20 protein-coding genes and 1 tRNA gene are annotated in these 21,779 nt (G+C 69.4%); 9 read left to right on the forward strand and 12 right to left on the reverse strand.

Annotated features, from left to right (window positions below; translation table 11 throughout):
- Positions 1 to 113 precede the first annotated feature (113 nt).
- The 4 genes from LBW94_RS27900 to LBW94_RS27915 all read right to left on the reverse strand — a co-directional run bounded on the left by LBW94_RS27900 (position 114) and on the right by LBW94_RS27915 (position 6,425).
- A complete protein-coding gene (locus LBW94_RS27900; protein ID WP_225060311.1) occupies positions 114 to 794 on the reverse strand; it encodes a MazG family protein in 681 nt (226 codons plus the stop codon).
- Positions 795 to 1,117: 323 nt separating this feature from the next.
- Positions 1,118 to 4,762: a transcription-repair coupling factor gene (gene mfd, locus LBW94_RS27905; RefSeq protein ID WP_225060253.1), complete on the reverse strand. Its 3,645-nt coding sequence runs from the start codon at positions 4,760 to 4,762 to the stop codon at positions 1,118 to 1,120.
- Positions 4,763 to 4,917: 155 nt separating this feature from the next.
- Positions 4,918 to 5,565 (reverse strand): TetR/AcrR family transcriptional regulator, encoded by a 648-nt coding sequence (locus tag LBW94_RS27910; RefSeq protein ID WP_225060254.1) that lies wholly within the window; start codon positions 5,563 to 5,565, stop codon positions 4,918 to 4,920.
- Between the two features lie 245 nt (positions 5,566 to 5,810).
- Complete coding sequence (locus LBW94_RS27915) at positions 5,811 to 6,425, reverse strand: TetR/AcrR family transcriptional regulator (protein ID WP_225060255.1); 615 nt, start codon at positions 6,423 to 6,425, stop codon at positions 5,811 to 5,813.
- A gap of 324 nt (positions 6,426 to 6,749) precedes the next feature.
- Here LBW94_RS27915 and LBW94_RS27920 point away from each other — a divergent pair.
- The 6 genes from LBW94_RS27920 to LBW94_RS27945 all read left to right on the forward strand — a co-directional run bounded on the left by LBW94_RS27920 (position 6,750) and on the right by LBW94_RS27945 (position 11,297).
- Positions 6,750 to 6,820: transfer RNA gene (locus tag LBW94_RS27920), tRNA-Gln, on the forward strand.
- A gap of 55 nt (positions 6,821 to 6,875) precedes the next feature.
- The gene (gene glmU, locus LBW94_RS27925; protein ID WP_225060256.1) at positions 6,876 to 8,366 is read left to right on the forward strand and encodes a bifunctional UDP-N-acetylglucosamine diphosphorylase/glucosamine-1-phosphate N-acetyltransferase GlmU; all 1,491 of its coding nucleotides are present in this window, start codon (positions 6,876 to 6,878) and stop codon (positions 8,364 to 8,366) included.
- Positions 8,363 to 9,343, forward strand: a complete 981-nt coding sequence (locus tag LBW94_RS27930; protein WP_225060257.1) for a ribose-phosphate diphosphokinase — start codon at positions 8,363 to 8,365, stop codon at positions 9,341 to 9,343. Before glmU ends, LBW94_RS27930 begins: the two co-directional genes overlap by 4 nt.
- A 279-nt stretch (positions 9,344 to 9,622) precedes the next feature.
- Positions 9,623 to 9,946 carry a hypothetical protein gene (locus LBW94_RS27935; RefSeq protein WP_225060258.1) on the forward strand — a complete coding sequence of 108 codons (324 nt, stop codon included), beginning with the start codon at positions 9,623 to 9,625 and terminating at the stop codon, positions 9,944 to 9,946.
- Between the two features lie 29 nt (positions 9,947 to 9,975).
- Complete coding sequence (locus tag LBW94_RS27940) at positions 9,976 to 10,617, forward strand: DUF2461 domain-containing protein (RefSeq protein WP_225060259.1); 642 nt, start codon at positions 9,976 to 9,978, stop codon at positions 10,615 to 10,617.
- 242 nt (positions 10,618 to 10,859) lie between these two features.
- Positions 10,860 to 11,297, forward strand: a complete 438-nt coding sequence (locus LBW94_RS27945) for a hypothetical protein (protein ID WP_225060260.1) — start codon at positions 10,860 to 10,862, stop codon at positions 11,295 to 11,297.
- A gap of 256 nt (positions 11,298 to 11,553) precedes the next feature.
- Here the strand turns inward: LBW94_RS27945 and egtD are convergent, their stop codons facing one another.
- The 6 genes from egtD to LBW94_RS27975 all read right to left on the reverse strand — a co-directional run bounded on the left by egtD (position 11,554) and on the right by LBW94_RS27975 (position 17,416).
- On the reverse strand, positions 11,554 to 12,525 hold the full coding sequence (egtD, locus tag LBW94_RS27950; RefSeq protein WP_225060312.1) for an L-histidine N(alpha)-methyltransferase: 972 nt from the start codon (positions 12,523 to 12,525) through the stop codon (positions 11,554 to 11,556).
- Positions 12,526 to 12,587: 62 nt separating this feature from the next.
- Positions 12,588 to 13,463 carry an ergothioneine biosynthesis protein EgtC gene (egtC, locus tag LBW94_RS27955; protein ID WP_225060261.1) on the reverse strand — a complete coding sequence of 292 codons (876 nt, stop codon included), beginning with the start codon at positions 13,461 to 13,463 and terminating at the stop codon, positions 12,588 to 12,590.
- Entirely contained in the window at positions 13,463 to 14,803 is a 1,341-nt protein-coding gene (egtB, locus tag LBW94_RS27960; RefSeq protein WP_225060262.1) for an ergothioneine biosynthesis protein EgtB, read from the reverse strand. The genes egtC and egtB overlap by 1 nt, the downstream gene beginning before the upstream one ends.
- Complete coding sequence (locus LBW94_RS27965) at positions 14,800 to 14,946, reverse strand: hypothetical protein (RefSeq protein WP_225060263.1); 147 nt, start codon at positions 14,944 to 14,946, stop codon at positions 14,800 to 14,802. Before LBW94_RS27965 ends, egtB begins: the two co-directional genes overlap by 4 nt.
- Positions 14,943 to 16,217: an ergothioneine biosynthesis glutamate--cysteine ligase EgtA gene (gene egtA, locus LBW94_RS27970; protein ID WP_225060264.1), complete on the reverse strand. Its 1,275-nt coding sequence runs from the start codon at positions 16,215 to 16,217 to the stop codon at positions 14,943 to 14,945. Before egtA ends, LBW94_RS27965 begins: the two co-directional genes overlap by 4 nt.
- Positions 16,218 to 16,444: 227 nt before the next feature.
- Positions 16,445 to 17,416, reverse strand: a complete 972-nt coding sequence (locus LBW94_RS27975; RefSeq protein WP_225060265.1) for a zinc-binding dehydrogenase — start codon at positions 17,414 to 17,416, stop codon at positions 16,445 to 16,447.
- Positions 17,417 to 17,581: 165 nt separating this feature from the next.
- Here LBW94_RS27975 and LBW94_RS27980 point away from each other — a divergent pair, with 165 nt between their 5' ends.
- From LBW94_RS27980 to LBW94_RS27990, 3 genes are all read left to right on the forward strand, one after another.
- Entirely contained in the window at positions 17,582 to 18,139 is a 558-nt protein-coding gene (locus tag LBW94_RS27980; protein WP_225060266.1) for a TetR/AcrR family transcriptional regulator, read from the forward strand.
- A gap of 41 nt (positions 18,140 to 18,180) precedes the next feature.
- Complete coding sequence (locus LBW94_RS27985; RefSeq protein WP_225060267.1) at positions 18,181 to 19,377, forward strand: aminotransferase class V-fold PLP-dependent enzyme; 1,197 nt, start codon at positions 18,181 to 18,183, stop codon at positions 19,375 to 19,377.
- Positions 19,378 to 19,511: 134 nt separating this feature from the next.
- Positions 19,512 to 20,039, forward strand: coding sequence for a pyridoxamine 5'-phosphate oxidase family protein (locus LBW94_RS27990; RefSeq protein WP_225060268.1), 528 nt, complete (start codon positions 19,512 to 19,514; stop codon positions 20,037 to 20,039).
- 6 nt (positions 20,040 to 20,045) lie between these two features.
- Here LBW94_RS27990 and pth read toward each other — a convergent pair whose 3' ends face one another.
- Both pth and LBW94_RS28000 read right to left on the reverse strand, forming a co-directional pair.
- A complete protein-coding gene (gene pth / locus LBW94_RS27995; RefSeq protein ID WP_225060269.1) occupies positions 20,046 to 20,630 on the reverse strand; it encodes an aminoacyl-tRNA hydrolase in 585 nt (194 codons plus the stop codon).
- Positions 20,631 to 20,652: 22 nt separating this feature from the next.
- Entirely contained in the window at positions 20,653 to 21,267 is a 615-nt protein-coding gene (locus LBW94_RS28000) for a 50S ribosomal protein L25/general stress protein Ctc (RefSeq protein WP_225060270.1), read from the reverse strand.
- Positions 21,268 to 21,779 lie beyond the last annotated feature (512 nt).

Here is a 21,779-nt window from a genome sequence, read left to right on the forward strand (position 1 = left end):
GGTCTCGCCACACCGGGGTGCAACTCACCCCGGCAGCCGCGACATTGTCGACCAAGCCACGATGGCGGCCGGCCCGGCGCGCTCGACCCGCGCGGGCGACAGCGGCGCTCGGCTCAGTGGGGCCAGTAGGTATGCCAGTCCGCTCCCGCGAGCGGCGCACGCACACCACGCCCCACCTCGGCGGCGTCCTCCGCGGCCCGGATGCGGGCCGCGAAGTCGCGGGTGGCCTTGCGCAGCCGCTCCTCGGCGCTGGCGGGTCCGCCGAGCCGCACCACGGTGAGCTCCTCGGGGATCAGGTCGCCGGGCAGGCCCGCGCCGCGGGCGCGGGAGCAGATCTTCTCCGCCAGTGCCAGGGCCGGCTGCGCCATCGCGATGCCGTCCAGGCAGGAGCGGCGGGCCTTCTCCGCGAATTTGCGCTCCTCCCAGGCGCGTTCCTGCGCGGCGATCTTCGTCTCCACGTCCGCGTCCGGGTCGATCCGCTCGCCGTCCAGGTGCGGGCTGCGGTGCACGAGTTTCGCGACCAGGGTGGCGGCGACGTCGTCGACGGTGAATTCGCCTGCGGCCTCGGCGATCCGGGAATGGAACAGCACCTGGAGCAACAGGTCGCCGAGTTCCTCGCGGATGGCGTCGCTGTCGCCGTCCTGGATCGCGTCGAGCAGTTCATAGGTCTCCTCGAGCAGGTACGGGCGCAGCGAATCGTGGGTCTGGGTGACCTCCCAGCCGCCGAACTGCCACAACCGGTCCATCACATCGACCGCCTCGGCGAGACTGCGGGCCATCGAGGCCGAATCCATCGCCACCCGATAGTCCTCGGCGGCGGCCATCGGCAGTGGGACCGGACTCGGCGCCGGGCGGCTCGGCTCACCGGCGGCACGGCAGCGCGGACCCGGCCCCGCCGTGCCGAGCACCGAATTCGCCACGGCCGCATCACGTCCCCGGCCCGCTGCGGCCGGATCACGCTCGCCCGTCCGACCGGGCACCGAATCGCCCACGGCCGCATCGTGTTCCCAGCTCTCCGCGGTGGGATCGGAGTCCGAATCCACGGCGGCCCGTCCGTTTTCCGGGCCCGGCACGGCCGCACCATGCTCCGGCCCGGTGGCGCGGCGCTCGGATGCCGTCATCGAGCGGCCGGGTCGGTCGCGACGGCGAGATCCACCGAGCCCTGGGCCTTTCCGTCCAACGCGAGCAGCAGGTCGGCGACGAACTGCAACACCTGTACGTCCCGTACCCGGGCGGCGCCGACGCTGTCCTCCACCCGGGGCAGCGGCACCTGCACGATGCCGGTGGTCGGGCGGTAGCTCGCCGAGGGGTAGATCCGCTTGAGCCGCAACTGTTTCGAGTCCGGCAGCTGCATCGGGGAGATCTTCACGGTGGTGCCGGTGACACCGACCTCGGCGATGCCGTACTCGCGGCACAGCAGTCGCAGCCGCGCCACCGACACCAGCCGGCCGACCTCCACCGGCAGCGGCCCGTACCGGTCGACGAGTTCCTCCACCACCGCGGCCAGCGCCGAATCGTCCCCGGCGGCAGCGAGTTTGCGGTAACCCTCCAGGCGCAGCCGGTCGCTGGCGATGTAGTCGGGCGGGATGTGCGCGTCCACCGGCAGGTCGATGCGCACCTCCTTCACGTCCTCCTCGGTGGTGATCGGACGGCCGTCGGCGGCGGCGCGGTACGCCTCCACCGCCTCGCCGACCAGCCGCACGTACAGATCGAAGCCGACCCCCGCCACGTGCCCGGACTGTTCGGCGCCGAGCACATTGCCGGCGCCGCGGATCTCCAGATCCTTCATCGCGACCGCCATACCGGCGCCCAGGTCGGAGTTCTGCGAGATGGTGGCCAGCCGGTCGTAGGCGGTCTCGGTGAGCGGCCTCTCCGGCGGGTACAGGAAGTACGCGTAACCCCGCTCGCGACTGCGCCCGACCCGGCCGCGCAGCTGATGCAGCTGCGAGAGGCCCAGGGCGTCGGCACGTTCCACCAGCAGGGTGTTGGCATTGGAGATGTCCAGGCCGGTTTCGATGATGGTGGTGCAGACCAGTACGTCGAATTCGCGCTCCCAGAAGCCCTGGACGGTCTTCTCCAGCATGTCCTCGTGCATCTGGCCGTGCGCGACCGCGACCCTCGCCTCCGGCACCAGATCGCGAATCCGCTTGGCGGCCTTGTCGATCGAGTTCACCCGGTTGTGCACGTAGAAGACCTGGCCGTCGCGCAGCAGTTCGCGGCGCACGGCGGCGGCGACCTGTTTGTCGTTGTAGGAACCGACGTAGGTGAGCACCGGATGCCGCTCCTCCGGCGGGGTGAGGATGGTGGACATCTCGCGGATGCCGGCCAGGCTCATCTCCAGGGTGCGCGGGATCGGGGTGGCCGACATGGTCAGCACGTCGACGTGGGTGCGCAGCGATTTGATGTGTTCCTTGTGCTCGACACCGAAGCGCTGCTCCTCGTCGATGATCACCAGGCCCAGATCCTTCCACCGCACCCCGGTCTGCAACAGGCGGTGGGTGCCGACGACGATATCGACCTCGCCGGTGGTCATACCCTCCAGCACCACGCGCGACTCGCCCGGATCGGTGAAACGGGACAGGCCCTTCACGACGATCGGGAAGCCCGACGTGCGCTCGGTGAAGGTCTGCAAATGCTGCTGCGCCAGCAGGGTGGTCGGCACCAGCACCGCGACCTGCTTACCGTCCTGCACCGCCTTGAAGGCCGCGCGGACCGCGATCTCGGTCTTGCCGTACCCGACGTCGCCGCAGATCACCCGGTCCATCGGGACCGCCTTCTCCATATCGGCCTTGACCTCGGCGATGGCGGTGAGCTGATCGACGGTCTCGGTGAACGCGAAGGCGTCCTCCATCTCCTGCTGCCACGGGGTGTCCGGGCCGAAGGCGTGACCGGGCGCGGCCTGCCGGGCCGCGTACAGCTGCACCAGTTCGGTGGCGATCTCGCGAACCGCCTTGCGCGCCTTGCGCTTCGTATTGGCCCAGTCGGAACCGCCGAGCTTCGACAGGCTGGGCAGCTCGCCGCCGACGTAGCGGGACAGCTGATCCAGCGAATCCATCGGCACGAACAGCCGGTCGCCGGGCTGGCCGCGCTTGCTCGGCGCGTACTCGATGACCAGATACTCCCGGCGGGCCCCGCCGACGGTGCGTTCGATCATCTCCACGAACTTGCCGATGCCGTGCTGGTCGTGCACGACCATGTCACCCGCGGTCAGTGCCAGCGGATCGACCTGGTTGCGGCGGCGGGCGGGCAGCTTCTTACCCTCGGCGGGCGCGGTGACCCGGTTGCCGGTGAGATCGGATTCGGCGATGACGACCAGCCGCGCGTCGTCGAAGATGATGCCGTCGTGCAGCGACCCGCACAGCACCCCGACCCGGCCGGGTTCGGGCTCCGCACCCGGCGCCAGCGGCGCGGCGGGCACCTCGGCGTCACCGAGCCGTTCCAGGATGCGCTGCGCGGTGCCATGACCGGCCACCACGATGACCGCGCGACCGGCGCCACCCGGCGCGTCGGCGGCCACATGCGCGCGCAGCGACGCGAACACCGTCGCCACCAGCTCCTGCGAACCGCGCGCGGCGGGGGCGGCCAGCACCGGCAGCACCACCTCGGCCGGATCGTCGGCGGCCAGCGGACTCAGTGTCCACCACGGCAACCCACGGGCCTCGGCCTCGGCGTGCACCACGTCCAGACCCTGATAGGCGGAGGCGGCCAGATCCAGCCCGTGCGCCCCCAGCGGCGCGGCGGCGCCGAACGAGGCGGCCGTCCAGGATGCCTCCAGGAACTCCTGTCCGGTGCGCACCAGATCCGCGGCCCGGGTCCGGACCTTCTCCGGATCACACAGCAGCACATGTGTTTCCGGCGGCAGCACGTCGACCAGCAGCGGCAACCGCCCCGGTCGCAGCACCGGCAGCAACGCCTCCATCCCCTCGACCGCGATGCCCTGCGCCAGCTTCTCCAGCATCTCGACCAGCGCCGCGTCCGCGGGATTCTCCGCGGCCACCGCGGCGGCCCGCTCGCGCAGTTCGGCGGTCAGCAACAGCTCCCGGCACGGCTGCGCGACAACGCTTTCCACCGGCACCTCGATCAGCGACCGCTGATCGGCCACCGAGAACGCCCGCAGTTCGCCGACCTCGTCACCCAGGAATTCCACTCGCACCGGATGATCCGCGGTGGGCGGGAAGAGGTCGAGAATGCCGCCGCGGACCGCGAATTCACCGCGCTTGCCCACCATGTCGACCCGCTGGTACGCGAATTCGACCAGCCGCTCGATCAATTCGTCGAAGGGGAATTCGACGCCGCGCCGCAGCACGATCGGCTCGATATCGCCGAGCCCCGCCGCCATCGGCTGCATCAGCGACCGCACCGTGGTCACCACCACCCGCAGCGGCACGGGGAACACCGGATCCTCCGGATGCGCCAGCCGCCGCAGCACCTGCAACCGCCGACCGACGGTATCGGCGCCCGGCGACAGCCGCTCGTGCGGCAGCGTCTCCCAGGACGGGAACACCGCCACCCCGCCCCCGAGGATCTCCGACAACTCGACGGTCAGATCATCGGCCTCCCGCCCGGTAGCGGTGACCACCACCACCGGCCGCTGTTGCCCACCGTCGCTCCCTGCGATGGTCGACGCCACGAACGGCCGAATGGCCGAAGGCGCCACCAACTGCACGTGCGACCGCCCCACCAGGTCCCTGACCTGCTGCAACGCGGCATCGGAACCGGCCACCACAGCCAGTCCCGCCAGAGGTGGACGAGGGGTGGGCATCAGCAGACTCCTGGGCGCACGATGAGCGGATCGGACGGCCCATCGAGTCTAGTAGAGGTGTTTCACGGCCTCCGCTCCGCTCCGGCGGTTCGCGGCCCCCAAGGCTCGGCCGCGAACACGCCGCAGCGGAGCGGAGGCCGAAAATACACCCACAATCACGGCACGTAGCGGCGGAGTCTCCGGGCGGCGAACTCGCGGAAGTAGGCGACCTTCTCGTCGGGGACGATCGACGGGAGCAGGAAGTACCAGACGCGTTCCATGCGCACCGCCATCTGGTCGATCGACTCGGTACCGACAGCGGTGATGTGCACGCCCGCGGTCATCTCCTGGAGGATCAGGCCGATGGTCTCCGGATCGAGGTCCGGTTTCAGATCGCCCTGCTGGATGACCCGCTCCGCCAGCACGCGATGGGTCTCGCCCCAGGTCTTCGCGATGTTCTCGCCCTGTGCGCCACGGTAGTCACCGATCTGGTGGGTCAGCTTCAGCATCGCGCCGACCATCGGGTCGTTCATGGTGAGATCGGCTACGACATAGGTGATTCCGATGCACGCCTCGAGCGCCGGCACCCGCGGATCGAAGAAGCCCTGGCACGCGCTGATCAGCCGCTCGTTGCCCTGGTCGACCACCGCACGCGCCAGCTCCTCCTTGGAGCCGAAGTGAAAGTACAAGGCGCCCTTGGTCACATTCGACTGCGAGATGATCTCGCTGAGGCTCGCGTTCGCATACCCGAGCCGCAGAAAGACATCGGCCGCACCCGCCAGAACGGAATCGCGAGTGATCTCCGCACGCGCTTGCCTAGCCATCAGATCCGCCTGTCCTCACAACCAGCCATCCTGAAGTAGACCGACATCCCGAAGTAGACCGACATCACAGCTCTAACAGCACTCGAAGGATGGGTGAACCGTACCACCCGCCCGGCCTGCACCAACGGAATCGAGCATTCAGACCAGCCCCAATCGCTATTTGTGGGTTAACTGTCCAGTTCCACCCCCCTGGCACCCGTAGCGACGCTGCGGCGCCCTACCGCGGAATACGCGTCGCAGCGGGCTCAGTGCGTTGTGCCACTGGGCCATTCGGAGGCGAGCTGGGGATCGGCCTCCAGGCCGGTGAGCCCGTTCCAGCAGAGATTCACCAGGTGTGCGGCCACCACCTCCTTGGGCGGCTGCCGCTCGTCCAGCCACCAGGCGGCCGCGGTCGCCACCATCCCGACCAGTGCCTGTGCGTACAGGGTGGCCAGGCTGGTGTCGAAATCCCGGCGGCCGAAATCGCCTGCCAGGATGTGCGCCACCTGGTTGACCGCCTCGTTCAGCAGGCTCGAATACGTGCCGTCGGCCGCCGAAGTCGGTTGATCGCGCATGAGAATACGGAAGCCGTCGGAGCGTTCCTCGATATAGGTCAGCAACGCCAGTGCCACCTGCTCCAGCCGCACCCGGGATCTGTTGCGGGTCAGCGAGGAGGTGATCATGTTCAGCAGCGTCGACATCTCCCGGTCGACGACCACCGCGTACAGGCCTTCCTTGCCACCGAAGTGTTCGTACACAACGGGTTTGGATACCTGGGCCCGCTGGGCTATCTCCTCGATGGAGGTGGCGTCGTAGCCGCGCTCGGCGAACAGCGAGCGGCCGATCTCGATCAACTGCTGCCGTCGCTGTGTCCCGGTCATGCGCGGACGCGGGGTCCGGCTCACCTCGCCCGAAGTCACCGCTTGCGCCTCCTGCGAATCCATTCGACTGCATCGACAACTCTTCCAGACATCTCCGGCGGATCACCCGGCACCCCGGGCAAGTGTTCCCGAGGGTCTCGTCAACCGGGCCGCGAACCACCGCACGCCGATCGCGGTGGGCGCAACAGGCCTCGTCGGCGGCATCCCACGGCCGACCGGCCACCGACACGTCGACAGCGGTTCGACGTACGGACAACTTCGTGCGAGGATCATTCCCGCATGCCGTGACGCACCGGCAGATCGATCGGTCCGCCGGTGCGGCAATCCGCCGTAGTGTAATGGCAGCACCACTGATTTTGGTTCAGTTAGTCCAGGTTCGAGTCCTGGCGGCGGAGCAACACCCGACACGACAGCCCACCCGCAACGATGACAGGCAGCCGAGGGAGATCCATGCCACAGCAGACCGCCGTCGTCGTTCTCGCCGCCGGTGCCGGCACACGAATGCGGTCCAAAACTCCCAAGGTGTTGCATTCCATGGCCGGCCGCAGCATGCTCGCGCACGCGCTGCATGCGGCGAGCGAGATCGACCCGGTCCACCTGATCACCGTGGTCGGACACGACCGGGATCAGGTCGGCGCGGCCGTCCGCGCCGCCGCCGCCGATCTCGGCCGCGAGATCACCCAGGCGATCCAGGAGCAGCAGCTCGGCACCGGTCACGCGGTGCAGTGCGCGCTCACCGCCTTACCGGCGGGCTTCACCGGCGATCTGATCGTGACCTCCGCGGACGTGCCGCTGCTCGACGGCGACACGCTGTCCGCGCTGCTCACCGAGCACCGCAGCTATCAGGAGCGGTCGGCGGTCACCGTGCTCACCTTCGTGCCGGACGATCCGAACGGCTACGGCCGCATCGTCCGCGACGCCGAGGGGCATGTGCAGGGCATTGTCGAGCACGCCGACGCCACCCCCGAGCAGGCCGCCATCGGTGAGGTCAACTCCGGTGTGTACGTCTTCGACGTGACGGTGCTGCGCACCATGATCGGCCGCCTGACCACCGCCAACGCGCAGCACGAGCTGTACCTGACCGATGTGCTCGAGCTCGCCCGCGAGGCCGCGCATCCGGTGCACGGCGCCCGGCTGCTGGACGCGGCGAAGGTGACCGGCGTCAACGACCGGGTGCAGCTGGCCGAGGCCGCCCGCACGCTCAACCGCTACATCCTGGAGCGGCACATGCGCGCCGGGGTCACCGTCATCGATCCGGCCACCACCTGGGTGGACTCGGAGGTCCGCATCGGCCGCGACGCGGTGCTGCGCCCGGGTGTCCAGCTGCTGGGCAACACCGTGATCGGCGAGGACGCGGAGATCGGGCCGGATTCGACCCTCACCGACGTGATCGTCGGCGACGGCGCCAGCGTGGTGCGCACCCACGGCACGGGCGCGGCCATCGGGCCCGGCGCCACCGTCGGGCCGTTCACCTACCTACGACCCGGCACGGTGCTCGGGCAGGCAGGCAAGCTCGGGGCATTCGTCGAGGCGAAGAACGCCACCATCGGAGCCCACTCCAAGGTGCCGCACCTGACCTACGTCGGCGATGCCACCGTCGGCGAGCACAGCAACATCGGCGCGTCCAGCGTTTTCGTCAACTACGACGGGGTACGCAAACATCACACGACCGTGGGATCACACGTCCGGACCGGCAGCGACACCATGTTCATAGCTCCGGTGACCGTGGGTGACGGGGCCTATACGGCGGCGGGTACTGTGCTGCGCAGAGATGTTCCGCCGGGGGCGCTCGCCGTGTCGGGCGGAGCACAGCGCAACCTCGAGGGCTGGGTGCAGCGGAGCCGACCCGGGACCGCGGCAGCCATAGCCGCAGCAAAGGCGCTCGCGGCGAACGACAGGGCGAGTCAGGCAACCGAGCAAAAGGATGGCAACACAGAGTGACCGCGTTCTCGACCGACAACCAGAAGAACCTGATGCTGTTCTCCGGGCGCGCTCACCCGGAGTTGTCAGAACAGGTCGCGAAAGAACTCGACGTTCACATCACTCCGCAAACTGCCCGCGATTTCGCCAACGGTGAGATCTTCGTCCGCTTCGAGGAATCGGTCCGCGGCAGTGACGCGTTCGTGTTGCAGAGCTTCCCCGCGCCGCTGAACCAGTGGCTGATGGAACATCTGATCATGATCGACGCGCTCAAGCGCGGCTCGGCCAAGCGCATCACCGCGGTGCTGCCGTTCTACCCCTACGCGCGTCAGGACAAGAAGCACCGCGGCCGGGAGCCGATCTCCGCCCGCCTGGTCGCCGATCTGCTCAAGACCGCCGGCGCCGACCGGATCATCACCGTCGACCTGCACACCGACCAGATCCAGGGCTTCTTCGACGGCCCGGTCGACCACATGCACGCGCTGATCCAGCTCTCGGAGTACGTGCGCAACCACTACACCCTCGACAACATCACCGTCGTGTCGCCGGACGCGGGCCGGGTGAAGGTGGCCGAGAAGTGGGCCGACTCGCTCGGCGGCGCCCCGGTGGCGTTCATCCACAAGACCCGCGACCCGCTGGTGCCGAACCAGGTGAAGTCGCATCGGCCGGTCGGTGACGTCGACGGCCGCACCTGCATCCTGATCGACGACATGATCGACACCGGCGGCACCATCGCCGAGGCCGTCCGCGTGCTGCGCGAGGCGGGCGCGGGCGATGTCGTCATCGCCGCCACCCACGGCGTGCTGTCGGCGCCGGCCGCCGAGCGGCTGTCGGCCTGCGGCGCCAAGGAGGTGATCGTCACCAATACGTTGCCGATCACCGAGGACAAGAAGTTCCCGACGCTGACGGTGCTGTCCATCGCCCCGCTGCTGGCCCGCACCATCCGTGAGGTATTCGAGAACGGTTCGGTCACCGGCCTGTTCAACGGTAACGCTTGAGCTGTATTTTTGGCCTCCGCTTCGCTTCGGCGGTTCGCGGCCCCCAAGGCTCGTTGTTCCGCGGCCGATCGCTTGCTCCTTCGTCGCATTGCGATCGGCCGCGGAACAACGAGCCGGCCGCGAACGGGGTGGTACAGAATGGGCCGGCCGCTAACGTGGTGATGTAATTCTTGACGTTCGCGCAGGTATTTGGTGTACGGCAGGGCAGGGGTAGCGTGGACATGGATCGCAACGGGTTGCTGCAGGTGAGCTGGGTGCGCCGAGAGGTGGTGGGTGGCCGTGACTGACCAACGCGACGACGACGGGTTGATCGACGAGGTTCTCGACATGAACGACGAGGACGACGACGAGCTCGATCTCGACGACGATCTGGGCGACGACGATCAGGCGGACGAGGTGCGCGCCTACGAGCGGTACATCACCGATCCGCCGGAAGACCTGGTCATTCGGTATCACGAGAACGACGACGAGGGCCGGTTGGGCATCGATCGTGAGCTGTCCGAGGAGTGGACCGCTCGTCGGCACCGTGCGGAGGAACGTGCCGAGGATGATCGGCCGGCCGAGCTTGCCGCCATGGAGGTCGTGGACGAGCCCGGGGATTGACTGTCGGTGTCGGTGAGTAGGTTGATCTCGTGAGCCGATTCACCGGATTCCCGCTCGCGGGCCTCGACTTCTACGAGGACCTGGAGGCCGACAATTCCAAGTCGTTCTGGAGCGCCCACAAGGATGTCTACGACACGGCGGTGCGCGCGCCGATGGCGGCGCTGGTCGCCGATCTGGAGGCCGACTTCGGGACCGCCAAGGTCTTCCGTCCCTATCGTGACGTCCGGTTCGCCAAGGACAAGGTGCCCTACAAGAATCATCAGGGGGCCTTCGTCGCGACCGGGCCCAGTGTGGGCTGGTATGTGCAGATCGGCGCGCCCGGGCTGTTCGTCGCCGGAGGGATCTATGCCACCACGCCCGCTCAGCTGGCTCGGTTGCGTACCACCATCGATGACGATGTGCGCGGGCCCGAGTTGGAGAAGATCCTCGCGAAGGCGGTGAAGGCGGGGTATTCCGTCGGGGGCGAGCAGCTGAAGACCCGGCCGAAGGGGTACGACGCCGACCATCCCCGCATCGATCTGTTGCGCCGCAAGGCAATCACGGTCGGTAAGGAGTTCGGCGCGCCGGATTGGCTGGAATCCGCTCGGGCCGGCACCGAGGTCCGCAAATCCTGGCAGGCTATGCGCCCGCTGGTCGAATGGCTGACCGCGGTGGCGGGTATGCACGACTGACAGGTTGGGCCGCGTGCGGTCACTCCAGAGTCCGGCTGGTTCCGCCCGAATCGGGCTCGGCTGCACCCGAATCGGGGGCTGTCCGGGGTTGTGATCAGGTGGCGTCGAAATGGGCTGGCCGCGATCATGGTCGGGCTGATAGCTTTTCGTCGACCGCGACTTCTGCCGAGGAGGTGAGACCCATGAACGCTGTATCCCTGTGGGTGCTCCCTCCTTTCTTCACGGTCGGGCGATCAATGTAGGTGTCGCCGGGAGCGCTTCGGCAACAAGGCACTCCCGAAAGGCACCAACCGTGCACTCTTTTCGATTCCCACGAACGGTATGCCGATCGCGGTGCCTATGTTGATCCCCCAGAAGCCGACCGGCCCGCCGCCGCCGATCTCCGGGAGTTCCTGGCGACCGAACCCCGGATCACGGCGGCGGTCTTCGGTCAGCACTGGCCCGATGTCCTGGCCGACAAGGCGAAGCAGATCACCGTTCCGATCGAGTTCGACCTCCAGTGGGACGACGAGCACATCTCACGCGAGGAGGGTCTCGCGCTGTTCGACGCCTTCGCCTCGAAGGAGAAGTCCTTGCACGTGAACTCGGGCAAGCACAAGGATCTGCCCCGGTTCGAGGCCGACAGCGCGGTCCGGTTCTTCGCCCGGCACTTCGGCCGAGCAGCCACCTCGCCGGCCTGATGTGCGCGGTAGCGGCTGCGCAAGCGGGACGATCGGGGTGCGCGGCTCACCGGCCCGCGTACTGTGACCTTCCCGGACCCGCCCACCGTCCGGCCGCGTCGTGCCCCGCTCGGACACCGTGCAATCCGAACCGGCAGGGGCATGCCGGGCCCGGTCGCCGGGCACAGCCCCGGCGACCATTCGCTGCGTCAGCGCGGGGTCCGGGGCAGCGGCACCCGGACCGGTTCAGTGCGGCTGCGGCGATTCCCGGGGCGGCTCAACGTCGCTCGGCGAGGAACAAGGCGAAGCGGTTGTCCGGGTCGGTCCACACCTGCTCGGTGGCGAATCCTGCCGCCGCGAGCTCTCCGGTCAGGCCGTCGATCCGGAACTTGGCCGAGATCTCGGTGCGGAGTTGTTCACCGCGGGCGAAGTCCAGGACCAGTTCCAGGTCGGTGACGGTGACGGTCATGTCGCGGGTGGCTTCCAGGCGCATTTCGATCCATTCGTTGGCCGCGTCCCAGACGGCGACGTGGGCGAAGGCCTCCGGATCGAAATCGGCGCGCAGGCGGGCGTTGAGCACGTACAGGACGTTGCGGTTGAATTCTGCGGTGACGCCTGCGGCGTCGTCGTAGGCGGGCACCAGGATGGCCGGATCGATCACCAGGCCGGCGCCGAGCAGCAGTTGCTCTCCGGGCTCGAGGACGTCGTGGACACCGGCCAGGAAGGCGGCGCGTTCGGCGGGGACCAGGTTGCCGATGGTGCCGCCGAGGAAGGCGATCATCCGGCGGCCGCCGCGGGGCAGATTGCGCAGGGTGTCGGTAAAATCGCTGACCACGCCGTGCACCGACAAGCCGGGGAACTCGGCGCTGATCTCGTCGGCGGCGCCACGCAGCGCCGCCTCCGAGACGTCCTGTGGAACATAGGTTTTCAGGGGGCCTTCGGCGCCGAGCGCCTGGAGCAGCAGGCGGGTCTTGGCGGCGGAGCCGGCGCCGAGTTCGACCAGCACTTCGGCGCGGGAGATCCGGGCGATGTCACCGACCACCCGCTCCAGCAGGGCCCGCTCGGTGCGGGTCGGGTAGTACTCCGGCAGCGCCGTGATCGCCTCGAACAGTTCGCTGCCACGGGCGTCGTAGAACCATTTGGGCGGCAGCCACTTCGGGTCCGAGGTGAGCCCGCGCCGGGCATCCGATCGCAGTGCGGCGGTGAGGTCGTCGTCGGTCAGATGGATGTCCAGCGTGGGTGCGGTCATGAGCAGACCCGCCTTTCGGTTGTCGTCGTGAATGCCGGTGCCGCGGTGTGCGACCGGCACGGTCATCGGGTCGGATCCGGATCGAGCGGGACGATGGACAGCAGGCCGGGCCGCAGCGTGACCAATTGCCGTTCCGGCACCGCCTGCCAGCGCGGATCGTCGTCGTAGGGTTCGGAGGCCACCACCGCGAGCTCGTCGGTGACCAGCACCGACAACGAGTGATGCCGGGTGGTGGCCCACAGCGTCTCGCCCTCGCCGAGCAGCAGGTTCAGCCGGGCCTCCGGCGCTCGCGCCAGCACGGCCAGCGTCACCCGCCGCAGCGCCTCCGCCGGATCACCGGCCCCGGATGCATCAGCGCGGGCGGTATCGGCGTGGGCGGCAGCGGCAGCAGCGGCGTCGGGCGGGCCGCCGCTGTCGAGCACGCCACGCAGAATCACCCACAGCGCGGCGGAATCCGTGTGCGCCTCGGCGTCCAGTAGTGGCGGCGAACCGAATTCGGCGGCCACCGCGGTGAGCACCTGCTGCCAGTCCGGTATTCGGCCGTTGTGGCTGAAGGCCCAGCGGCCCGAGGTGAAGGGGGCGCATGCGGCACGCTCGACCGGCATGCCGACCGTCGCCGATCGCACCGCGGCCAGTACCGCCGTCGAATGCAGTTGCGGCAGCACCTCGTCCACGGCCGGATCGGTCCAGATCGGCGCGGCATTCCGGTAGCGGGCGGCCGACATCGCCGGAACCGGAACCGCCGCCGGAACCGGAACCGCCGCCGGAACGGCTGTGGTCGGCATCCACCAGGCGACGCCGAAGCCGTCGGCGTTGATGGTGCCGCCGCCGCGCATGTCGCGGGGGGCCCAGGATTGGGTGCGCAGGGAGTGGGGGCCGCGGGTGAGGATCTCGCCGACCGCGGCCGGGGGGCCGAGGTAGCCGAGATGGCGGCACATCAGCGCTCGTCCGCTCGCAGGTCGCGGGCGAGGCGGAAGCCCGCGAAGATCTGGCGGCGGATGGGGTGGTCCCAGTTGCGGAAGGTGCTGCGGACCGCGACCGGGTCGGCACCGAAGGAGCCGCCGCGCAGGATCTTGTAGTCGCCGCCGAAGAAGACCTCGGAGTATTCGCGATACGGGAACGCCGCGAAGTCCGGATAGCCGTGGAACTCGGAGGACGTCCACTCCCAGACGTCGCCGATGAGCTGATGCACCCCCAGTGCGGACGCGCCCGCCGGATAGGCGCCGACATCGGCCGGTTCCAGGTGGCGCTGGCCCAGATTCGCGCGGGTCTCGTCGGGGGCCTCCTCACCCCACGGATAGCGGCGTGAGGCGCCGGTGGCGGGGTCGAAGCGGGCGGCCTTCTCCCACTCGGCCTCGGTCGGCAGGCGCTTGCCCGCCCAGTTCGCGTACGCCTCGGCCTCGAACCAGCACACGTGGACGACCGGCTGCTGCGGGCGCACCGGTGTCATGGTGCCGAAAACCCGCCGCCACCACTGGTCGTCGCCGCCGAGCTGCCAGAACTGCGGGGCCTCGAGCCCGGCCTCGGTGCGGTGCGCCCAGCCGCGCGGCGACCACAGTTCCGGGCGCCGGTAGCCGCCGTCGGCGATGAAGTGCTGGTACTGCGCGTTGGTGACGGGTGCGACGTCGATGGCGAAGCCGGGCACCGGCACCGGATGCGCCGGGCGCTCGTTGTCCAGCGCCCACGGATCGGTCGAAGTGCCCATGACGAATTCGCCCGCCGGCACCACGACCTCACCGGAGACGGCCACCCGCGCCGTCGGCGGGGGCGCCGCGGACAATACGGCCGCACCCGATCGCAGTTGATGCGTGGCGAGCATGGTCTCGTCGTGCTGTTGCTCGTGCTGGGCGATCATGCCGAAGGCGAAACCATCGGTGACCAGCCGGGAGCCGCGTAACGGGCTGTCCGCGAGCACGTCCCACACCTTGTCGCGCACGGTCGCGACATAGCCGCGGGCCTCGGCGGGATTCAGCAGCGGCAGCGCCGGCCGGTCGGCCCGCGGGTGCTGGAAGGCGTCGTACAGATTGTCGATATCGCTGCGCACCGGCTGCCGGGACCCGACATCACGCACCAGCCACAGCTCCTCCTGATTGCCGATGTGGGCCAGGTCCCACACCAGCGGGCTCATCAGCTGCGAATGCTGTGCGACGAGATCGGCCTCGTCGACGCTGTCGGTCAACCCGGCGGTACGCGCCCGCGCCCGGGCCAGTACCTCGGCGATCTCGTCGCGCAGCCGCTCGGTCTCGGCCCGGTCGCTTCCCGTGAATCGAACTGTCATGAACGAACTCCGTCTCCCTGATACCGCTGCGCCACCTCGTGCCCCGCACCGCTGTCGCCGTACCCGCTCAGGTCGCGCCGACCGGGCACGACAAGACCACCGGAGTGGCGCTCGGTGGCGACCTCCGGGACTCGATCACTCATGCCCAGGCTCCGGACGGCACCCGGTCGCCGGTCGGGTTGCGGCGGTGGGCGCAGCGGCGGGCGGCCGCATGCAGTTCGGTGCGGGCCTCGGCCGTGGTGGCCGTCTCGGCGGCCAGGGTCAGCAGTTCGACCGCGGCTGTGCGGATCTCCGGATCGGCCAGGCCCACCCGGGCCGCCTCCAACCAGCGATCCGCAGTGGCCGCGGCCAGGCGGGTGGCCTCGGCCACGGTCGCGGGGGTGGCCAGCAGCGCGGTGACGGCGTGCACCGGGACCGTCCAGCCGTCGCCGGGCTGGGCGTCGAGGTAGCGCACCTCGAGATGCCCGGACGCGCGGACCAGCGGAAACAGTGTGGTGAGGTGGTAGTCGAGATCTTCGCGATCGGGCCGGCGGCCGATCTCGTCGTCCAGCGCGCCGCACAGCCAATCGGCGAAGGTGGCGCCCGGCGGTGCGGCCCAGTCACATTCGGCGTCACCGGCCCGCCGCACACAGAGCAGCGGCACGTCGAGCGCCCAGCGGGCATATTCCACGGCGGGTTCGGACCAGTGCGGCACCGGTGGCCGCACCCGCGCGTTGTCGAGCCGCAACCAGGCCCGCATCCGTTGCGAGGCCCAGGAGCCCTCGGGCGCGCCGCTCAGGGTGGGGGAACAGGCGAAGGCCGCCAGCAGCGCGGGCCCGATCGCGTACAGAGCGTTCCAGCGGGCGGTCACCTCGGCCTGGTCGGCGCCGGCGTCGACGCTGACCTGCGCGGCCGCCGTATTGCACATCATCAGCGCGCCGAACGGGCCCAGACCGGCGAAGGTTCGCTCCATCGCGGCGTAGCGCGGTAATCGCAGCACCCGCTGCGGTTCGCGCACCGCGTCGGCGGCGACGGCATACATGCGCACGGAGTGGGGTTCGAGAAGTTCTTGCAGCAGCCGGGTATCGGATCGGAGCCTCTCACAGAGCTCGGCCGGATCGGCGAACGGAGCGCTGGAGAGTTCCACCTGCCCGCCGGGCTCGAGAGTGACCCGGCTGCCCCCGGGCAGTGGGAGGGCGGGCGATTGCGGAGCGATGGAGCTGGGGGCGTACGGGCCCAGAGCGGTGGCCATCAGATCGGGCTGGGGCCTGGGCGCCGATGGATCACCGAGTGCGGTGACCCATTCGAGTTCGGCGCCGACCAGCGCCGGTGGCCCTTGTTTGAAACACACTCCGCCCACATACGCCTCGGCCGCGGCGCGTGAGGAGATATCCGTACCCGTCCCGGCCACCGGCCGTACCGCTGTGACTGCCATCGCCAACCTCCGCTCTGTGGCCGCCACTCCCGGCGGCGACAGCCCGTACCTGTGTTGCTGCGCTGCATATCGAGCTGTGTCGCTTGTAACCGACCGCGGGGTGAGGTTCTTCCGCCCTGCGGGTCCGCCGAACGACTCAAACCAGGCTAACCTCCACCACCGACAAAAAATCTGACCGATTCGTTACCTTGATCTTTCGTCGCAATGACCGATCGGCCGCGGATCGGTCACGGACAGAGCACGATCGCGCCCACGGTCCGGCGATCCTCCAGGTCGCGGTGAGCGGCGGCCGCTCGCTCCAGCGGCAGTGTCGCGTGGATCCGCGGCCGCAATCGGCCCTGTGCGGCGGCCGCCAGCGCCTGCTCGGCGTCGTCGCGCTGTTCGGCGCCGGACTTGCGGAACACCAGGCCCAGCGGGCCCGTGAGGGTGAGGCCGCGCTGCCCCAGACGCAGGCTGTCCAGATCCACCACCGGCCACCGCCCGGACGCGAATCCGTACAACCCGATCCGGCCGGTATCGGCGACCAGGGTGAACGCCGTCTCCGCGACCCCGCCGCCGACCGAGTCCAGCAGCAGGTCGACGCCGCGACCACCGGTGAGCTCGCGAACCCGCTCGGCCCAGTCCGGGGCGCCGTAGTCGACCACCGCGTCGGCGCCGAACGCGGTCACCGCCGCGAGTTTCGGCCCGCTCGCCGCGCCCAGGACGGTCGCACCCGCCGCCTTGGCCAGTTGCACCAGCAGCGATCCGATTCGCCCGGCCGCCGCCGTGATCAGCACGGTGTCGGCGCGATCGAGCCGCATCGCCGTCGTCAGGCCGCGGGCCACCGCCCCGGCCTGGAACACCGTGAGCGCCACCGCGAGATCCAGTCCGTCCGGTACCGGGAAGGTGTAGGCGGCGGTCACCACGGCCCGTTCGGCGTAGCCGCCGGACTGCCCGGCGGTGGTCGCGACGACCGTGCGCCCGAGCAGCGCCGGGTCGGCGTCCGCGCCGATCGCCACCACCCGCCCGGCCACCTCGATACCGGGAATCCACGGCAACGGCAGCGGATACCGGCCCGAACGAACGATGACGTCGCCGAAACCCACCCCGGCCGATTGCACCTCCACCAGCACCTGCCCCGGACCCGGTTCCGGATCGGGCACCTCGGCCACGACCAGCACCTCGGGCGCCCCGAAATCCTGCACACACACAGCACGCATCCGCGCACTCCTCACTCGACGATGACGACACGATCGATCTGACACAATGAATGGAATGAGACAACCTGTCTCACTGAGAACGACATGTCCAGTCTCGATCGCGGCCGACCGGGACACCAGGGCCGAATCGGCCGGACTGTCCCGAACGAGACGAGGAGGCGGACATTGTCTCGTCCGCCGCAGGCGGCCACGCCGAACGTCCGCGTCCGCCGCACGCGCGCCCTGCTGCGCGAGGCCCTGGTGGAGCTGATCGAGGAGCGCGGCTTCGAACGCGTCACCGTCGGCGACCTCACCACCCGCGCGATGGTCAGCCGGGCCGCCTTCTATCGCAACTATCGCGACAAGTACGCGCTGGTCGAGCAGATCTTCGACGAAGCGATGGCCGAGATGACCGCCGACGACGCCGACGAGCGCACCCCGGGCGAACGGTGGGCCGGCTTCTTCCGGCACATCGACGCCTACCACCGGTTGTACCGAGCGTTGCTGGGCCGCAAGGGCAGTCCGTGGTTCGCGGACCGGATGCGGACGTCGCTGGCCGCCATGACGACGACCGGGCACTTCCCCGGCCACACCGCCGACGATCTGGTGCCGACGGTCCTGGCCGGGATGTTCGTGCAATCGGTGGTGTGGTGGCTGGAGCAGGATCGGCCCTGTCCGCCCGAGGAGATCGCCGCCCGCTCGGCCCGCCTGATCCGCGCGGTCATCGAGAGCACGGCCGACTGAGCGCGCCCGGCGACGGTCCGCGGTCTTCTATTGTCGATGAGGTGCTCGATCAGCAGCGGCTGCGCGCCGACATCCCCGCCTACGCAGATCCGTCCCGGCCCGCGCCGGTGTTCCTCGACAGCGCGGGATCGTCACTGCCCCCGCGGATCGTGCTCGACACCGCGATCGCCCATCTGCGGCGGGAGGCCGAGATCGGTGGCTACCGCGCGGCGAACGAGCGGCTCGACGATCTGGCCGCGGTGAAAACCGCTGTCGCGACTCTGATCAACGCCGAGCCGAGCAGTATCGCGTTGAGCGACAGCGCATCCCGAGCCTGGTCCGACTTCTTCTATTCGGTGCCGCTGGCGCCCGGCGATCGAATCCTGTTGTCGCAGGCCGACTATGCCAGCAATGCCATCGCCGCGCTGCAACGCGCGCGGGCCACCGGTGCGGTGGTCGAGGCGGTGCCCGCCGCCGCGGACGGCCGGCTCGATCTCGACGCGTTCGCCGGGATGCTGGACGAGCGCGTGAAGCTGGTGTCGCTGGTGCACGCGCCGACCAACGGCGGCCTGATCAACCCGGTCGCGGAGGTGACCGCGCTGGCGCACCGGGTCGGCGCCCTGGTGCTGCTGGACGCCTGCCAGTCCACCGGCCAGCTGCCGATCGATGTGGCCGCGCTGAGTGTCGACGCTCTCTCCGCCACCGGCCGGAAATGGCTGCGCGGGCCGCGCGGCACCGGATTCCTCTATGTGCGACCGGAATCGGCGGCGACGATGGAACCCGGTCGCCTGGATCTGCGCAGCGCGACCTGGGTGGAACCGGACAAATACCTACTCGCCCCGGACGCGAGCCGGTTCGAGTTCTGGGAGCACGATGTGGCGGCCCGGCTCGGATTCGGCGCCGCCGTCCGCTACCTGCTCGACCTCGGCCCCGACCTGGTCTACGCCGCGATCGCCGACCGCTCGGCGCACCTGCGCGCGGCGCTGCCCGGCATCCCCGGTGTGACCGTCCGCGATCTGGGCGAGAAGTGTTCCGGCATAGTCTCGTTCACCGTCGACGGCATCGCGCCGGTGGAGGTGCGCGATCGGCTGCTGGCGCGCGACGTCACCGTCACCGTCAGCCATCGCAGCTCCACCCTGCTGGACATGACGGCACGCCACCTGGACTCCGTCCTGCGCGCCTCCCCGCACTGCTTCGTGACCTTCGACGAGCTGGACCGCTTCGCGGACGAGCTCGCGGTCATAGCGGCGAGCCGCTGATCGGTGCTGCGGCGAGCCGCTGATCGGTGCACCGGCGAGCCGCTGATCGGCGCATCCGAATCCGCACCGATGAATCGGGACCCGCGGCGTCGTCCTCTCTGTGACGACCAGTCCCGAATCGGAAGGCGGCATTCATGTCCGCAGGTGACCCTGTGCTCGCGGCGGAACCGGTGGCGAGCTTCGACGCTCGCTTCAGCGAACCCGGTTCCGCGCCGCCGCCCTGGTCGGCGGTGCGCGAGGTGCTCGTCACCTCGGAGATGTTCTGGCTGTCCACCGTGCGCGCCGACGGCCGCCCGCATGTGACGCCGATTCCGGCGATCTGGGATCGGGAGCGGCTGCACATCTGCACCGGGGATCAGGAACAGAAGGCCCGCAACCTGGCCGCCGACCCGCGCTGTGTGCTGACCACCGGTACCAATACGTTGCGCGCCGGATTGGATGTGGTGGTGGAAGGTACCGCCGGCCGGGTCACCGATCGGGAGGTGCTCGCGCGGCTGGCGGGTCTGTGGAAATCGGAACTGGACTGGGATTTCGCGGTGGGGGAGAACAGCTTCCGCGATGCCGACGGCCGCACCGGACTGGTGTTCGCCATCGATCCGGCGAAGGTGCTGGCGTTCGGGAAGAATCCCTACACCCAGACCCGCTTCACGTTCCCGGGCTGACCGCGCTCAGTGCAGTTGGTTCTGCGCGGGTTCCAGACCGAGGCGCAGCAGCGTTTCGACGGCATCGGCGGCCTGTTCGACGAAGACCGGGAGATCCTTGCGCTCGGGCGTGGCGAACGGCTTGAGGACGAAGTCGGCCGGGTCCTGGCGGCCGGGCGGGCGGCCGATGCCGAAGCGCACCCGCAGATAGTCCTTGGTGGTCAGTGCGCTGGAGACCGAGCGCAGGCCGTTGTGCCCGCCCTCGCCGCCACCGCGCTTGAGCCGGATGGCGCCGAACGGGAGGTCCAGCTCGTCGTGCACGACGATCACGTCGGTCGGCGGCACGGAGAAGAATTTGGCCAGCGCCGCCACCGGCCGCCCCGACACGTTCATGAACGAGCGCGGCTTGGCCAGTAGTACTTTGCGGCCGTCGAGCCGGGCCTCGACCAGATCGGCGCCCGACTTCTTGTGCACGGTGAAACGGCCGCCGACGCGCTCGGCGAGCACATCGGCGACCATGAAACCGACATTGTGCCGGGTGCGCTCGTACTCGGACCCGGGGTTGCCCAGGCCGACCACGAGCGACGGCCCGGACGCGGTGGAATCCGTCATCGAAAACCGTTGAGCGCCGGTGTTACTCGGCGGCTTCGCCCTCGGCAGCGCCGCCGGTGGCCTCGCCACCCTCGGCCTCCATCGCCTCGGCGGTCGGCGAGGCGATGATGTTGACGATCAGGGCCTCCGGGTCACCCGCGAGGGTGACACCCTTCGGCAGCGCGATCCGGCCGGCGGTGATCTGGGTGCCGGCCTCGATGCCCTCGATCGACACTTCCAGCGTCGTCGGAATGTTCAGCGCGTCGGCCTCGACGCTGAGGGTGGTGGCCTCCTGCGTGATCAGGGTGCCCGAGGCGGCCTCGCCGACCAGGGTGACGTGCACGTCGGTGACGACCTTCTCGCCCCGGCGCACGATCAGCAGGTCGGCGTGCTCGATGTAGCGCCGGATCGGGTGCACGACCACGGACTTGGTCAGCGCGAGCTGCTTGCTGCCCTCGATGTCGAGGTTCAGCACGGCGTTGGTGCCGTGCTCGCGCAGGATCGCGGCGAACGCCTGCGCGTTCAGCGACAGATGCTTCGGGGCCTCGCCGTGGCCGTACAGGACGGCGGGCACATTGCCGTCGCGACGGGTGCGGCGGGCCGCGCCCTTACCGAACTCGGTGCGGACGGTGGCTTCGAGAAGGCTGGCGTCGGACATGACTGGATCTACTCCTACGGGCTATCCGGGCGGTCTGCTGCTGGCCAGGGTCTGCCCTGGCGAAAGGGTCTGCTCGTCCGACGAAAAGACCGATGGGACGACTGGATAGCCGAGCCACGTCGATCACGGTGAGGACACTGAGTGTGTGCCTCACCCTCGCCGAGACAACCTGGGAACAATAACACGCCAACCAGGGCACCGTTCACCGGCCCCCGCCCGATGGCGTGTGCTGTCCCCAACCTACCGGGCAGTGCCCGATTCGCGCATCGTGACCATCGGCCGCCCACTGCGAGACATCTCACACCGCCGTGCGGAAGGCGGTGGCGTGGTGGTCGACGTAACGACGGCCGGATCGGGCCGTCGGCTCGCGCATCAGCGCATCGGTCGCGCACGTCGTCGTGGTTCGCGGGCGCGGGGCCAGACCGCACGCTGAGCCTGTGGACGACTGTGCACGGCATCGCGACCCTGGTCACCAACCGCAGCATCCAGCTCATCGCCCCGGAGGCGGTCGT

It is taken from the genome of Nocardia sp. alder85J, from assembly GCF_020176955.2.
Taxonomy (GTDB): Bacteria; Actinomycetota; Actinomycetes; order Mycobacteriales; family Mycobacteriaceae; genus Nocardia.

Coding starts and splice junctions, on each gene's coding strand:
- LBW94_RS27900 (WP_225060311.1), bottom strand. CDS start 794: ATGGATTCGGCCTCGATGGCCCGCAGTCTCGCCGAGGCGGTCGATGTG.
- mfd (WP_225060253.1), bottom strand. CDS start 4,762: ATGCCCACCCCTCGTCCACCTCTGGCGGGACTGGCTGTGGTGGCCGGT.
- LBW94_RS27910 (WP_225060254.1), bottom strand. CDS start 5,565: ATGGCTAGGCAAGCGCGTGCGGAGATCACTCGCGATTCCGTTCTGGCG.
- LBW94_RS27915 (WP_225060255.1), bottom strand. CDS start 6,425: ATGACCGGGACACAGCGACGGCAGCAGTTGATCGAGATCGGCCGCTCG.
- glmU (WP_225060256.1), top strand. CDS start 6,876: ATGCCACAGCAGACCGCCGTCGTCGTTCTCGCCGCCGGTGCCGGCACA.
- egtD (WP_225060312.1), bottom strand. CDS start 12,525: ATGACCGCACCCACGCTGGACATCCATCTGACCGACGACGACCTCACC.
- egtC (WP_225060261.1), bottom strand. CDS start 13,463: ATGTGCCGCCATCTCGGCTACCTCGGCCCCCCGGCCGCGGTCGGCGAG.
- egtB (WP_225060262.1), bottom strand. CDS start 14,803: ATGACAGTTCGATTCACGGGAAGCGACCGGGCCGAGACCGAGCGGCTG.
- LBW94_RS27965 (WP_225060263.1), bottom strand. CDS start 14,946: ATGAGTGATCGAGTCCCGGAGGTCGCCACCGAGCGCCACTCCGGTGGT.
- egtA (WP_225060264.1), bottom strand. CDS start 16,217: ATGGCAGTCACAGCGGTACGGCCGGTGGCCGGGACGGGTACGGATATC.
- LBW94_RS27975 (WP_225060265.1), bottom strand. CDS start 17,416: ATGCGTGCTGTGTGTGTGCAGGATTTCGGGGCGCCCGAGGTGCTGGTC.
- LBW94_RS27990 (WP_225060268.1), top strand. CDS start 19,512: ATGTCCGCAGGTGACCCTGTGCTCGCGGCGGAACCGGTGGCGAGCTTC.
- pth (WP_225060269.1), bottom strand. CDS start 20,630: ATGACGGATTCCACCGCGTCCGGGCCGTCGCTCGTGGTCGGCCTGGGC.
- LBW94_RS28000 (WP_225060270.1), bottom strand. CDS start 21,267: ATGTCCGACGCCAGCCTTCTCGAAGCCACCGTCCGCACCGAGTTCGGT.